Source organism: Sagittula sp. (genome assembly GCF_052825245.1).
This window is the reverse complement of sequence record NZ_JBRBWD010000053.1, coordinates 110,764-123,088: the sequence shown is the minus strand read 5'-3', so window position 1 is coordinate 123,088 and position 12,325 is coordinate 110,764. Positions and strand designations below refer to the sequence as shown.

At 66.7% G+C, this 12,325-nt stretch carries 13 protein-coding genes; 5 read left to right on the top strand and 8 right to left on the bottom strand.

Going from position 1 to position 12,325, the window contains the following annotated elements:
• The first annotated feature begins 390 nt into the window (after positions 1-390).
• From ACU0DV_RS21735 to ACU0DV_RS21725, 3 genes are all read left to right on the top strand, one after another.
• Positions 391-1,395: a DctP family TRAP transporter solute-binding subunit gene (locus ACU0DV_RS21735; protein ID WP_100930335.1), complete on the top strand. Its 1,005-nt coding sequence runs from the start codon at positions 391-393 to the stop codon at positions 1,393-1,395.
• Between the two features lie 202 nt (positions 1,396-1,597).
• The gene (locus ACU0DV_RS21730; RefSeq protein WP_100930336.1) at positions 1,598-2,284 is read left to right on the top strand and encodes a TRAP transporter small permease; all 687 of its coding nucleotides are present in this window, start codon (positions 1,598-1,600) and stop codon (positions 2,282-2,284) included.
• A 4-nt stretch (positions 2,285-2,288) separates the two neighbouring features.
• The gene (locus ACU0DV_RS21725; protein WP_446241803.1) at positions 2,289-3,740 is read left to right on the top strand and encodes a TRAP transporter large permease; all 1,452 of its coding nucleotides are present in this window, start codon (positions 2,289-2,291) and stop codon (positions 3,738-3,740) included.
• A 118-nt stretch (positions 3,741-3,858) separates the two neighbouring features.
• On the opposite strand, the gene ACU0DV_RS21720 is transcribed toward ACU0DV_RS21725, so the two are convergent.
• Positions 3,859-4,122: a hypothetical protein gene (locus tag ACU0DV_RS21720; protein ID WP_100930338.1), complete on the bottom strand. Its 264-nt coding sequence runs from the start codon at positions 4,120-4,122 to the stop codon at positions 3,859-3,861.
• A gap of 364 nt (positions 4,123-4,486) precedes the next feature.
• Complete coding sequence (gene tpiA, locus ACU0DV_RS21715; RefSeq protein ID WP_100930339.1) at positions 4,487-5,233, bottom strand: triose-phosphate isomerase; 747 nt, start codon at positions 5,231-5,233, stop codon at positions 4,487-4,489.
• Between the two features lie 116 nt (positions 5,234-5,349).
• Here tpiA and ACU0DV_RS21710 point away from each other — a divergent pair, with 116 nt between their 5' ends.
• The gene (locus ACU0DV_RS21710) at positions 5,350-6,243 is read left to right on the top strand and encodes an isopenicillin N synthase family dioxygenase (RefSeq protein WP_446241805.1); all 894 of its coding nucleotides are present in this window, start codon (positions 5,350-5,352) and stop codon (positions 6,241-6,243) included.
• 196 nt (positions 6,244-6,439) lie between these two features.
• Here the strand turns inward: ACU0DV_RS21710 and ACU0DV_RS21705 are convergent, their stop codons facing one another.
• The 4 genes from ACU0DV_RS21705 to ACU0DV_RS21690 form a co-directional block, all read right to left on the bottom strand.
• Positions 6,440-6,763 carry a TfoX/Sxy family protein gene (locus tag ACU0DV_RS21705; RefSeq protein WP_446241806.1) on the bottom strand — a complete coding sequence of 108 codons (324 nt, stop codon included), beginning with the start codon at positions 6,761-6,763 and terminating at the stop codon, positions 6,440-6,442.
• Entirely contained in the window at positions 6,763-7,146 is a 384-nt protein-coding gene (locus ACU0DV_RS21700) for a HesB/IscA family protein (RefSeq protein ID WP_100930342.1), read from the bottom strand. The genes ACU0DV_RS21705 and ACU0DV_RS21700 overlap by 1 nt, the downstream gene beginning before the upstream one ends.
• A 148-nt stretch (positions 7,147-7,294) precedes the next feature.
• Complete coding sequence (locus ACU0DV_RS21695; protein WP_446241807.1) at positions 7,295-8,968, bottom strand: mechanosensitive ion channel family protein; 1,674 nt, start codon at positions 8,966-8,968, stop codon at positions 7,295-7,297.
• A gap of 85 nt (positions 8,969-9,053) precedes the next feature.
• On the bottom strand, positions 9,054-9,416 hold the full coding sequence (locus tag ACU0DV_RS21690) for an SUF system Fe-S cluster assembly protein (protein ID WP_100930344.1): 363 nt from the start codon (positions 9,414-9,416) through the stop codon (positions 9,054-9,056).
• Between the two features lie 208 nt (positions 9,417-9,624).
• Here ACU0DV_RS21690 and ACU0DV_RS21685 point away from each other — a divergent pair, with 208 nt between their 5' ends.
• Positions 9,625-9,753 carry a hypothetical protein gene (locus ACU0DV_RS21685; protein ID WP_446241808.1) on the top strand — a complete coding sequence of 43 codons (129 nt, stop codon included), beginning with the start codon at positions 9,625-9,627 and terminating at the stop codon, positions 9,751-9,753.
• An 18-nt stretch (positions 9,754-9,771) separates the two neighbouring features.
• On the opposite strand, the gene rimK is transcribed toward ACU0DV_RS21685, so the two are convergent.
• Positions 9,772-11,184 (bottom strand): 30S ribosomal protein S6--L-glutamate ligase, encoded by a 1,413-nt coding sequence (rimK, locus tag ACU0DV_RS21680; RefSeq protein WP_100930345.1) that lies wholly within the window; start codon positions 11,182-11,184, stop codon positions 9,772-9,774.
• A gap of 116 nt (positions 11,185-11,300) precedes the next feature.
• Positions 11,301-12,176: a LytTR family DNA-binding domain-containing protein gene (locus ACU0DV_RS21675; RefSeq protein WP_100930346.1), complete on the bottom strand. Its 876-nt coding sequence runs from the start codon at positions 12,174-12,176 to the stop codon at positions 11,301-11,303.
• Positions 12,177-12,325: the final 149 nt, after the last annotated feature.

Here is a 12,325-nt window from a genome sequence, read left to right as displayed (position 1 = left end):
GGTGACGGGCCTTGGTTGGCTTTCAGGTATTTTTGCCAAGATGAAGGGTGGGGGCGTGCGCCGTCCCTTGCGTGGCGTTTGGGGGACCGAGGTTTCCGGGTGCGGTTCGAATCGGGGGAAGCGGGCGCGAATCGGGGGCGGCGCTTGTGCGGATTTCCGCACAAGCCGCGCTAACGGGCGTGCGGGAATCCGCACAAGCGCCGTGCGGGGCGGCCATTCCGAGATTGCATGGATGTCGGCAAGTCTTTGCCGCTTGGGCGTTTTTCGGCCTGCCGGGCGTGGTCGCGCAACACGCTTGATCCGATTCTCGGGGGCAGGTCATGTAACGTCATTCGGTGCCCGGGGAGAGGGCGCCGGGCGAGAAACCAAGCCGTATCTGGGAGGATACCGATGAAAAAGCTTCTCATGACCGCCGCGGCGGCCGCCCTTGCCGTGACCGGCGCAACCTCGGCGCAGGCGTCCTGCGAAGAGGGCGAAATGGTCATCAAGTTCAGCCACGTGACCAACACCGACCGCCATCCGAAAGGCATCGCCGCCACCCTGCTGGCCGAGCGTGTCAACGAAGAGATGAACGGCACCGCCTGCATGGAGGTCTACCCGAACTCCACCCTCTACAACGACGACCAGGTGCTCGAGGCGATGCTGCAGGGCGACGTCCAGCTGGCCGCGCCGTCGCTGTCGAAGTTCGAGCAGTTCACCAAGGTGTTCCGCATCTACGACCTGCCGTTCATGTTCAAGAACATCGATGCGGTCGACGCCTTCCAGGCTTCCGAGACCGGACAGGCGATGAAGGAATCCATGGTGCGCCGCGGCCTTCTGGGTCTCGAGTTCTGGCACAACGGCCTGACGCAGATCTCGGCCAACAAGCCGCTGATCTCGCCGGAAGACGCCAAGGGCCTGAAGTTCCGCGTGCAGCCCTCCGAAGTGCTGAAGGCGAACATGGAAGCGCTCGGCGCGTCGCCGCAGCCGATGGCCTTCTCGGAAGTCTACGGCGCGCTGCAGACCGGCGTCGTCGACGGGCAGGAAAACACCTGGTCCAACATCTACGGCCAGAAGTTCTTTGAGGTCCAGGACGGCACGACCGAGACCAACCACGGCGTGCTCGACTATCTGGTCGTGACCAACGTCGACTGGTGGGAAGGTCTGGACCCGGCGGTCCGCGAGCAGCTGGCCACCATCCTGAACGAAGTCACCACCGAGCGGAACGCCGCCGTGGGTGAAGTCGACGCAGAGGCCCGCCAGGCGGTTCTGGATGCAGGCGGCGAGATCCGCGAGCTGACCGAAGAGCAGCGCCAGGTCTGGGTCGACGCCATGAAGCCGGTCTGGGAACAGTTCACCGACGACGTGGGCCAGGAAAACATCGACGCCGCGCAGGCGATCAACAACTCGATGTAAGCGCCTGAACGACAGGCAAGACAATCCGGCGGCGGCAGGAACCGCCGCCGGAACCGCACCCGGGGAACGCGGCCGAAAAGGTGCCGATGTCCCCACCACGCCCACAGGGCGGCTTCTCCCGACATCTGCGGCCCGTTCGACCGGGTCCCGGACCACGCAATGAGCGGGAGCCGCGGCAGGGCCTGATTTCTCGGAGGGGGACATGTCCGATCATACCGTCTCGGACTCCATGCTCGGACGTTTCGTCAACGAGCTGGAGGAGAGCTTCATCGCCCTGATCCTGGGGCTGATGACCATCATCACCTTCACCAACGTCGTGCTGCGCTACGGCTTCAACACCGGCCTGATCTGGGGGCTGGAGATGACCTCCATCCTGTTTTCATGGCTGGTGCTCTTCGGGGTGAGCTACGCGGTCAAGACGACCGCGAACCTCGGGGTCGACGCGGTGACGAACATCATGTCGCCCGCCGTGCGCCGCGTCATGGCGCTGTTTGCCGGTGCGATCTGCATCGCCTATGCATGCCTCCTGCTGAAGGGCGCGTGGGATTACTGGGCGAACTTCGCCAACCTGCCGCAGACCACCGGGCGCTGGTTCCCCACCGGGTTCGAGGAGATGACCCGCACGTCCTACCGGTCGTGGTACGAGATGGTCGACACCCCGATCCCCGGCTGGCTGCGCTGGATCGAACCGCTGATCAACGAGGGCGAGGCCTACGAGAAGATCCCGCGGTTCATTCCCTACGTGATCCTGCCGGTCGGCGCCGCGCTGCTGCTGTTCCGCTTTGTCCAGGCGACCGTGCGGATCTGGAAGGGCACCTCCGACAGCCTGATCGTCAGCCATGAAGCCGAAGACGCGGTCGAAGACGTCGCGCACATGAACAAGGACTGATCCCATGGACGTCGTACTTCTGTTTCTCATGGTGATCGGCCTGATGCTGGTCGGCGTGCCGATCGCGGTGTCGCTGGGCTTTTCGTCGATCGTCTTCCTGCTGGTGCTGTCGGAGACCTCGCTGTCCTCGGTCGCGCAAAGCTTCTACCAGGCGATGGCGGGGCACTACACGCTGCTGGCCATCCCGTTCTTCATCCTCGCGTCGTCCTTCATGTCGACCGGCGGGGTGGCGGCGCGGATCATCCGTTTCTCCATCGCCATCGTCGGCCACCTGCCGGGCGGGCTTGCCATCGCGGGCGTCTTTGCCTGCATGATGTTCGCGGCCCTCTCCGGGTCTTCGCCGGCCACCGTGGTTGCCATCGGTTCCATCGTGATCGCGGGCATGCGGCAGGTCGGCTATTCCAAGGACTTCGCGGCGGGCGTCATCGCCAACGCGGGGACCCTGGGCATCCTGATCCCGCCGTCCATCGTGATGGTGGTCTATGCCTCCGCGACCGACGTGTCGGTGGGCCGGATGTTCCTGGCGGGTATCATCCCGGGCCTGATCGCGGGCGGCATGCTGATGGTCACGATCTTCGGCATCGCCGTGGTGCGCAAGCTGCCCAAGGGCGAATGGCGCGGCTGGGGCGAGGTCTTCGAGGCGGGCGCCGATGCGATCTGGGGTCTTGGCCTGATCGTCATCATCCTCGGCGGCATCTACGGCGGTGTCTTCACCCCGACCGAGGCTGCGGCGGTGGCGGCGGTCTACTCCTTCCTGATCGCCAACTTCGTCTACCGCGACATGGGACCGCTGCGCATGGCGGACGGTCACCACAAGGCGCTGTGGGAAAAGCCCATCGCGCTGGTGACCGCCTTCTTCCACCGCGACACGAAGCACACGCTGCTGGATGCGGGCAAGCTGACCATCACGCTGATGTTCATCATCGCCAACGCGCTGATCCTGAAGCACGTGCTGACCGACGAGCAGATCCCGCAGCAGATCGCCGCGGCGATGCTGGATGCCGGGTTCGGGCCGATCATGTTCCTGGTGATCGTGAACGTCATCCTGCTGATCGGCGGCCAGTTCATGGAGCCCTCGGGCCTTCTGGTGATCGTCGCGCCGCTGGTGTTCCCCATCGCGCTGCAGCTGGGGATCGACCCCATTCACCTCGGCATCATCATGGTGGTGAACATGGAGATCGGGATGATCACGCCGCCGGTGGGTCTGAACCTCTTCGTGACGTCCGGCGTGGCGGGCATGCCGATGATGCGCGTGGTCCGGGCGGCGCTGCCGTTCCTCGCCGTGCTCTTCGTGTTCCTGATCATGGTGACCTACATCCCGTCGATCTCGACCTGGGTGCCGGATCGGGTGATGGGGCCGCAGGTCCGCTGCGAGGGCACATCGCTGCCGTCCGAGCCGCTGGAACGGGCCTTCTGCGAGGCGCGGGGCTTCGGCGCCCCGGCGGCCACGGAGTGACGGCGCGGGGCGTATGGCCGCCCCGTCCGACAGCTGGAGAAGGGAAGGGGGCGCGGTGCGCCCCCTTTTTCGTCCATGTGACATTGTCTGGACTACGTGCCGGGCCGGTCCGCGGCGATCAGCGGCAGACGGTGACCAGCTGGCCGTTGCGGTAGGTCTGGTAGGGGTCGTGGCAGACGCGGGTGGTGTAGGTGCGCTGCTGGTGGTTCTTGCGCGCGCCCTGGATGGCGAGCGTGCCGATCACGCCGAGGACAACGCCGCCGACGACGTTGCGCTCGTTCTGGTTCAGCGCGGCGGCCGGGGTCGCGGCAGAGAGGGAAAGCGCCATGGCAGCGGCGGCGATGACGGAGGTGAGGACCTTGGCAGACTTCTGGGCAGACATTTCAAATATCCTTTCTGGAATGGGCGTGGTGATGCCCTGAACGACCCCCGAGCAGCCGGGGGAATCGCCTGTGCGGAACAATCACCGCAATCGCCGTCGCAAATCGATATCAACGGTGTGTTAACAGATAACATCGCGGGCGCCTGCCGCGTATTCCGGAATACCCAACCCCTGGCGGGCCGTGCTCAGGGGCTTGGTCCGAAGGGCGCGCGCCTGTCCGGCGCTGGCGCGTACGGAATCGCAGGGTGGCGTAAACCTCACCCTCCATCGTGTTTTCCTCTGCTGCAGAGGGCGCGCTGTGTCCCGCGCGCAGGGCAGGCCGGGAGGGTATCCCGGCCCGCGATGACCGAACCGGCGGCCCGGCTCAGTCGGCGCTGGCGTTCAGCGCCTCGATGATCGGCACGAAGTCGGAGGCCTTAAGGGAGGCCCCGCCTACCAGCGCGCCATCGACGTTGGAGGTGGCAAAGATCTCCTTCGCGTTCGCGGCCTTCACCGACCCGCCATAAAGGATGCGGACAGAGCGGCCCACACCCTCGCCGAAGCGGCGCTCCAGCCGGGCGCGGATGAAGTCGTGCACCTCGCCGATCTGGTCGGTGGTGGGCACCTTGCCGGTGCCGATGGCCCAGACGGGCTCGTAGGCGACGACGAGGTTGTGCCCGGTGGCCGCATCGGGGATCGAGCCCGCAAGCTGGCCGCCGATGATGTCGAGCGTGTTGGAGGATTCGCGCTGGTCGAGCGTTTCGCCGACGCAGACCACGGCGGTGAGACCCGCGGCCCAGGCGGCATCGCACTTGTCGCGCACGGCATCGTTGTGCTCGTCATGGTCGGAGCGCCGCTCGGAGTGGCCGAGGATGACATAGGTCGCGCCCGCGTCCTTCAGCATGTCCGCGGCGATGTCGCCGGTATGGGCGCCGGAGGGTTTGGCGTGGCAGTCCTGCCCGCCGATGGCCACGCCGTCCGCACGGGCGCTGGCGGCCGAGATCAGCGTCGCGGGCGGGCAGATCAGCACCTCGGCCGCGCCCTTCGCGGCCTCTGCCATGGCGTCGAGTTCGTCAAGGCTGGCGGTGGTGCCGTTCATCTTCCAGTTGCCGGCGGCCAGTTTCGTGCGCATGGTCTCTTCCTTTCGCTGCTTGCGCGCAGTTTCGCGAGTGGGGCCGGGAGGTCAAGGGTGGTTGCGCGCCACAGGCCCGCGTGGCAACAGTCGGAACGACCCCGACGGAGGCACGGATGATCCCTGTTCTCGATGCCCGCAAGATCGCCGCGCGCGATCCCGAAACGCTCTCCGTCCTGCGCCGCGGGGCGGAGGAGATCGGCTTCCTCAAGGTGGCACACACGGCGATCACGCCCGCCCGGATGCGCTTCGTGCTGGCCGCATACCGCGCCTTCTTCGACCTGCCGGAGGCCGAGAAGCGCAGGGTGGACATGGCGGTGACGGGGGCGAACCGCGGCTGGGGCGCGCCGCGGTCTGAACAGGTCGATCCCGCCGCCAACCCGGATTACAAGCAGGTCTTCGACGTGGGCTTCGCCGCGCCGGAAACGGGCCTGCCGGTCTATGCCGAGAACCTCTGGCCGGACAGCCCCGAAGGCTTCCGCGAGGTGATCGGCGCCTATTACCGCGACGCCATGGCGGTGGCGCTGGACCTGCTGCGCGGCATCGCCGAGGCGATCGGCGCGGACCGCCACTACTTCGACACCAGGTTCGACCGCCCGATGGCGCTCTTGCGGGGCAACTATTATCCGCCGCGTCCGGACTGGGCGGGCGAGAAGGACTTCGGCATCGCGGCCCATACCGATTACGGCTGCCTGACGCTGCTGGGAACGGACGGTGTCCCGGGGCTGGAGGTTCTGGGCCGGGACGACGCCTGGCACCCCGTGCAGGCGGACCCGGGCACATTCGTCATCAACTTCGGCGAAATGCTGGAGATGTGGACCGAGGGGCGGGTGAAGGCGACGCTGCACCGGGTAAAGGGCTCGGCCGCGGAACGCATTTCCGTGCCGCTGTTCTTCAACCCGAACCACGACACCAACGTGGCGCCCATGGGCTCGGACCGGACCATCCTTGCAGGCGACCACCTCTCGCGGCGGTTCACCGAAACCTACCTGCACCTGCAAAAGACCTGAACCGCCCCGCTCAGGCGCGCGCGCCCAGAAAAAAGCCGCCCCTCTTCATCTTGGCCCAAATACCTCGGGGGTACGGGGGCAGCGCCCCCGTCGGGCGAAAGCCCGCTTCATGCCTGCGTCAAAAGCGACAGAACCGAACCCGGTCGCGGGCAACGCCCGCGCGGGTCGGCCCGGCGCAGCCGGGGCGAACGTCAGTTCAGAGGTGTTGCAGGGCCTCGCGGGCCAGGGCGACCGCCTCCTCGGGGTCGTCGAGGGCCGCGCCGGGCAGGGTCCAGTAGGGCATGGCCGCGCCCTTGCCGTTCTTGCGGGTGTAACGCCAGCGCTCGCAGCCCATCTCTTCAAGCCGGTCCACGAAGGGCCCGGCGCCTTTGATCATGAGGGTGCCGTCGGACATCATCAGGGCAAAGATCGTGCCGTTCCAATAGATGCCCATTCCGCCGAACATGCGGCGGGTGGTGACGTCTCCGAGGCCGGAGAAGAGGTCGCGGGCGTAGGCGCGATCCTCCTCCGAGAGGGCCATCAGCCCTGCGGTCCGCGGTCTGCGGCCATCTCCTCGACGTCCTTGAACTTGATCGACTCGCCGCAGCCGCAGGCGTCGACCACGTTGGGATTGCGGAACTTGAAGCCGCTTTCCAGAAGCGAGGTCTCGTAGTCGATCTCGGTGCCGAAGAGGAACATCTGCGCCATGGGTGCGATCAGCACGCGGGCGCCGTCCTGTTCCACGATCTCGTCGGCGCCTTCCGCGGCGTCGACGTAGTCCATGGTGTATTCCATGCCCGCGCAGCCGCCCTTCTTGACGCCGATCTTCAGGCCGAAGCGGTTGTCGCGCTCCATCAGCCTGCGGATCTGGCTGACCGCCTTTGGCGTGATGGTCACGGGGGATTTGCCGGGTATGCCGAACATCGGGGTTCCTTTGCAGGGGTCCTTTTCGCGTAGGGCTAACCTAATGTGTCTGCGCCCAAATCTCAAGGTCGCGCGCGCCGGACCCCTGTGCGCACACGCTCAGACCGGACGATGCGCCACCCATTCAGGCCACAACGCGCCGCATGGCTCAGGCCGCGTCGGCGGAGGGGACTTCGGGGAAGACGGTGGCGCCCTCTTCCTCGATCCGGGCGAGGCGGGCGACAAGGCGTTCGCGGGCGGTGCAGGCCACATCCCACGAGGTGTTCGGATCGCGGCAGGGCACCATGAACCAGACGTCGATGCCGAAGGCGTCCTGCCCGGTGACGCTGACGGAGGCCTTGTCGCGGTCGTCGAGCTCTTCGGGGTCGAGCTCGTCCAGCACTTCGCCCAGGCATGTGCGCAGGCGGTCGATGTCGACGGAGGGTGCGAGCTTGAACTTCAGGACGCGCAGCATCTCCGGTTCCTTCAGTGTCCAGTTCTCGAAGGTGGTGGAGGTGAACTCGTTGACCGGCACCACCAGCCGCGTGCCGTCCCAGCTGTGCAACTGCACGTAGGTGAAGTTTATCCGTTCGACGTGGCAGAGCGCGCCCTTGTAGACCACGCGGTCGCCGATCCGGGCGGACTGGTTCAGGGCGATCTGCAGCGAAGACAGGATGTTGGCGAGGATCGTGCGGGCGGCAAAGCCAAGGATCAGCGTCAGCACCCCGGCAGAGGCCAGCAGCGAAAAGCCGTAGGTGCGGAACAGGTTGGCCGAGGACAGCACGATGCCGAAGCCGAAGAGGAACACCACGATGACCAGCAGGCGGCGCACGGCGGCGATGCGCGTGGCGCGGGTTCGGGTCTCGTCGAACTGCTGGCGGGTGAGGTCCATCTGCTCGAAGCCGGTGATCTCGTCGAGGATGACCTCGATCACGTTGACGATCAGCATGAGCGCGGCGGTGACGAAACCGGCGGCGACAAGCGGCGAGAGCACGCTGTTCAGCCGTCCCGAAAAGACGAAGATGGTCTGCATGCCCACCGACAGCACAAGCGCCACGGTGGCGATCAGCAGCGGGATGCGGGCGGAGCGGAAGATGGCGGAGGTCACGCGGTGGCTGGCCAGCCGTCCGATGCGGCGCAGCGCCCGCGACATCGCCCAGCCCGACAGCCCGGCGAGGAAGATGAGCAGCGGCACGCCAAGCACCTCCCACCACATCAGGCGCCAGAAGGCCGGTTCGCGCAGCGCGTCGGGCAGCCATTTCTCGAACCCCGTGGGGCCGTAGGCGGCATAGAGCGGGGCGATGTTGCGCACGGTGCGGGCGGAGATCACCCATACCGGGTCCGCGCCCTCGGGCTTCACCCGCTCCAGCCGGATGGCGGAGGGCACGCCGTCGAGGTCGATTTCCCACAGCAGGAGCGAGCGGCGCGGCATCCCGGCGGTGGCGGCGTTCGACGTCTCGAGCGCGTCCAGCCCGTCGGGGCGGTCGATGATCTGGCTCCAGTCGACGATCACGCGGCGGGCGATCACCGTGCCGAGGTCGCGCGCCAGCCGGTCGCCCGCCGCGCGCTGCACCTCCGGTTCGAGGTCGTTGAGGTTGAGGAGGTGGCCAAGCTGGCCGGGCGCGTCGGCGGGGGTGTCGCTGCGTTGCCCGGCGCGCATCAGCAGCTCCATCGTCGCGCGCGGTGTGGAGCGGTCGATCCAGTCCGGCGCGGGTCCGAGCCCGTCGTTCAGGGACTCGACCTCGAACCATGGCGATGGCGATTGGGCATGCGCGAGACCCCCGTGCAGGAGAAGCCAGAGCGCGGCGAGGGCCATGAGGCCGAGGTCGAAATACTGTCGCATCGGCAAGACAACGCCGCCCGGACGAAAGGCGTTCCGGGCGGCGTTCGGCAATAGCGACGGGGCAGGGCGCAGCGCGCCCGGCGATTTACATGAAGCCCAGTTCCAGCCGCGCTTCGTCCGACATCATGTCCATGCCCCAGGGCGGCTCCCACGTCAGGTCGACGTCGACGTGTTTCACGCCGGGCAGGGGTTCGACCGCCTCGGCCACCCAGCCGGGCATCTCGCCGGCCACGGGGCAACCCGGGGCGGTGAGGGTCATGATGATCTTCACCTCGTTCTCCGGATTGATGTCGACGGTGTAGACAAGGCCCAGATCGTAGATGTTCACCGGGATTTCCGGGTCATAGACCGTGCGGCAGGCCTCCACCACGGTGTCGTAGAGCGGGTGGTCGGTGCTGGAGGGGGCGACCAGCGGCGCGCCTTCAAGCGGGGGGTTCTGCTCGCTCATGGGGATCCTCTTTCAAACCTGACCGAACATATAGGGATTAAGGCGGTCAGGGTAAAGGGTCGCACCGCGGCACTTGGCAATGCGGAACCCATTCGTAAACGCCATGTCAACTTTTGCCATGTTAACGATTCATGAGGACCGCGTGCCCCGTTTCGGCGTGCGGCAAGGAGTTGGAACGTCGGGGACCATCGCCTAGAAAATCCGTTTTGTGCGGGCCTGCCTCCCCAGTCGCCGGCAGTTCTCCGGCTGGTGGATCGCGCCGTTCGCCATCGCCGGACTTCTGTTCTGGGTCTGGCTGATCCGGCTGGTCCTGCGGTTCTTCGGAGAGGCCGGATAACCGCAGGCGGTGCCCGCCTCAGTCCTCCGGCTCGATGCGGCGGCGGACGGGGGCAGGGCGGACCTTCGCCTCGATATGGTCATAGACCTTTTCGGCCACGTTCTTGCGGGTCGCCGTCTCGATCCCTTCGAGGCCGGGGCTGGAGTTCACCTCCAGCACCTTGGGGCCTGTCTCGGACCGCAGCAGGTCCACGCCGGCGAGGTTCAGGCGGAACGAGCGGGCGGCGCGCAGGGCGGTGTCGCGCTCCTCCTTCGTGATGCGCACGACCGAGGCCTGGCCGCCCCGGTGCAGGTTGGAGCGGAAATCACCCTCTGCCCCGGTGCGTTTCATCGAGGCCACGACCTTGCCGCCGACGACGAGACAGCGGATGTCCTCTCCGGCGGCCTCCTTCACGAAGTCCTGAACGAGGAAATTCGCCTTCAGCCCGCGGAAGGCGTCGATGACCGATTCCGCGGCCTTCTTGGTCTCGGCCAGCACCACGCCCTTGCCCTGCGTCGATTCGAGCAGCTTCACGATCAGCGGTGCGGTCCCCACGAGCCGCATCAGCGACTGCGTGTCCTTGGGCGAGGCGGCGAAGGCGGTATTGGGCATGCCGATCTTGTGCCGCGCCATGAGCTGGTGGGCGTAAAGCTTGTCGCGCGAGGCGGCGATCCCGTCCGAGCCGTTCAGGCAGAAGGTGCCGATCGTCTCGAACTGGCGGATGACGGCGGTGCCGTAGGAGGTGATGGAGGCGCCGATGCGCGGGATCACCGCGTCGTAGCGCGGCAGGCGCTTGCCGTCGTAGTGCACCTCCGGCGCCATGGCGTTGATCGCCATGTAGCAGCGCGTGGTGTCGATGACCTCGACGGTGTGGCCGCGTTTCTCGCCTTCCTCGACCAGCCGGCGGGTGGAATAGTTGTCCTCCCGGCTCAGCACCGCGACGCGCAGGGCGCGGTTGGGCGCGGCACTGCGCACGCGGGCGGTGGTGTAGACGTCGTAGGACATCTTCGGCTGCTGGAAGCGGTCGGTGGCGACGATAGTGATGTGATCCTTCAGCGCCTCGCGCCCCAGCAGCATCCGCGACGCCATGGAGGACCGGTCGGTCAGCGTCAGCTCGATCCGCCAGCTTTCGTCGCCGACCCGCAGGGTCGAGGCGATGACATAGCGCATCTCCGACTCGCCGTTCGACGAGGTGACCTGCCGCCGGTCGACGATCCGGGCGGAGCAGGGAATCACCAGGTCCTCGCGTCCCGGGACGGGGTGCACGGTAAAGCGCACCTTGGGGGCGGAGGCCGACCCGAAGGTTTCGATGTCGAAGGCGTGCAGGGCGGATGTCCGGGCGCCGGTGTCGACCTTGGCGCGCAGCGCCGGAAGGCCGAGATCGGGCAGCGAGACCCATTCCTCCCAGCCGAAGCGGATCATATCCGTCGGCGTTTCGGGCGTGTCGGTCATGCTGTCGTGGCTCCCTTCTCGTCGCTTGGGCGGCATGTTCGGCCCCGGCCTACCAAGGCCGGGGGGCGGCGTCCAGCACTCACGATTGCGTCAGGAAACGGCGCTGAGGGCGCGGTTCAGGCCCGGCGATCGAGCCACTCGCGCACCTCTGTCAGACGGGAACGTGCCACCGGGACAGAGGTTCCGTCATCCAGCTTAAGAACGTGTTTCTGCCCGTCGCGCGACAAGCCGCGCGCGACGCGGGCCGCCACCCACCACGAGCGGTGCGGCTGGATGCCGTCGTCCGGCTCGGTCTGGGCCACGATGTCCGAAAGGCGCGCGCGCTGCGTGATGGTGGTGCGGTCGAGCACGACATGCACGTGGTGTTCGCGGGCCTGGATATGGCGGAGGCGGGCGAGGGGGACGGGTTCCGCGCCGATCAGGATGCGGCGGCTGTCTTCGTCCGACTCGTCCTCGGGCGTGGCGGTGGAGGCGGCGGCCGGTTCGGGTTCGGGTTCGGCCTGCGCCGGGGGCTGCGGCTGGCTGACGACCGGGCGCACGTATCGCATGTAGATGAGGATGAACATCTCGGCGATCACGAAATAGAAGAGAATCCTCGGCCAGATCGCGAAAGGCACGGCACCGTGGCTGGCGACGGCGGTCAGCCATTCGCCGATGAGCACGGTGGGCGTCAGCGCTGCAAGCGCCGCGATGAACCCGGGGGTGGTGAATCGCTTCGTCCGCTGCTGGAGCGCGGCCAGCGCAAAGATCACGAGGCCATGGGTGACCAGGAAGAGAACCACGACCAGCGCCCAGAGCCCCAGTGTCACGGCCAGGCTGATCTTTCCGAGCATTCCGGGCGCGTCCGTCGCCACCAGAAGCCCGTAGGCGCAGAGCAGGTAAACCTGGGTTCCGGAGCCCCGCAACAGCGAGATGTATTCCGCGGTACTGATTTCGTAGCGCTGACCGAGCGGGTCAAAGAAGGCGACATTCTGTCTGAGGATATGCTCCACGGGGCGACTTCCCTTGGGTATTGGTTACTAGGCAACTATCGGCGACTGTCTGACAAGGATGACCTACTCTGCCATGATTTGGAAAGGTGTTGAAATGACACGGTGTTTTTCGGCGACTTTACGTCAGGTGAGTTCGCGGCAAGCGGCCC

Excerpts from the sequence above, each read along its gene's own strand:
- ACU0DV_RS21720 (WP_100930338.1), bottom strand. The coding sequence starts at position 4,122 with ATGTCTGCCCAGAAGTCTGCCAAGGTCCTCACCTCCGTCATCGCCGCC.
- ACU0DV_RS21705 (WP_446241806.1), bottom strand. The coding sequence starts at position 6,763 with ATGGCCCTCTCGGAGGAGGATCGCGCCTACGCCCGCGACCTCTTCTCC.
- ACU0DV_RS21695 (WP_446241807.1), bottom strand. The coding sequence starts at position 8,968 with ATGCGACAGTATTTCGACCTCGGCCTCATGGCCCTCGCCGCGCTCTGG.
- rimK (WP_100930345.1), bottom strand. The coding sequence starts at position 11,184 with ATGACCGACACGCCCGAAACGCCGACGGATATGATCCGCTTCGGCTGG.
- ACU0DV_RS21710 (WP_446241805.1), top strand. The coding sequence starts at position 5,350 with ATGATCCCTGTTCTCGATGCCCGCAAGATCGCCGCGCGCGATCCCGAA.
- ACU0DV_RS21730 (WP_100930336.1), top strand. The coding sequence starts at position 1,598 with ATGTCCGATCATACCGTCTCGGACTCCATGCTCGGACGTTTCGTCAAC.
- ACU0DV_RS21725 (WP_446241803.1), top strand. The coding sequence starts at position 2,289 with ATGGACGTCGTACTTCTGTTTCTCATGGTGATCGGCCTGATGCTGGTC.
- ACU0DV_RS21700 (WP_100930342.1), bottom strand. The coding sequence starts at position 7,146 with ATGTTCGGCATACCCGGCAAATCCCCCGTGACCATCACGCCAAAGGCG.
- ACU0DV_RS21735 (WP_100930335.1), top strand. The coding sequence starts at position 391 with ATGAAAAAGCTTCTCATGACCGCCGCGGCGGCCGCCCTTGCCGTGACC.
- ACU0DV_RS21690 (WP_100930344.1), bottom strand. The coding sequence starts at position 9,416 with ATGAGCGAGCAGAACCCCCCGCTTGAAGGCGCGCCGCTGGTCGCCCCC.
- tpiA (WP_100930339.1), bottom strand. The coding sequence starts at position 5,233 with ATGCGCACGAAACTGGCCGCCGGCAACTGGAAGATGAACGGCACCACC.